Consider the following 433-nt stretch of genomic DNA (forward strand, 5'->3'; position numbering starts at 1 on the left):
GGCGTGGGGCGACGCGCAGCCCGACCTCGTGCCCGACGCGGTGACCAGGTGGGCGTCCTACGGGTCGCTGGGACCGGAGCTCTTCTTCGTCATCTCCGGTTTCGTCATCCTCATGACCGCGTGGGGCCGCACGACGGTCGCCGTCGTCGCCTCGCGGATCGGACGGCTGTACCCGTCGTACTGGGTGGCGGTGCTGCTGACCGGGGCGCTGCTGCTCCTCGTCTGGTCCGAGGGCAAGCACGTGACCCCCGGGCAGGTCGCGGCGAACCTCACGATGCTCCAGGCGGTCGTGGGGGTCGACCACGTCGACGGCGTCTACTGGACGCTGTGGGCCGAGCTGAGGTTCTACCTGCTCATGGGGCTCCTGGTCCTGGTGGGTGTGACGCGGCGCCGGGTCCTGACGGTCGCGCTGCTGTGGCCGCCCGTCGCGCTG

Annotated in this window: 1 protein-coding gene; it reads left to right on the forward strand. The window is 71.4% G+C overall.

The genetic code is table 11. The features are described from left to right. On the forward strand, positions 1 to 433 hold a 433-nt coding region (locus G3I71_RS48010), incomplete at both ends, for an acyltransferase family protein (protein ID WP_164325265.1).

The sequence above is a fragment of the Streptomyces sp. SID12501 genome (genome assembly GCF_010550245.1).
Taxonomy (GTDB): Bacteria; Actinomycetota; Actinomycetes; order Streptomycetales; family Streptomycetaceae; genus Streptomyces.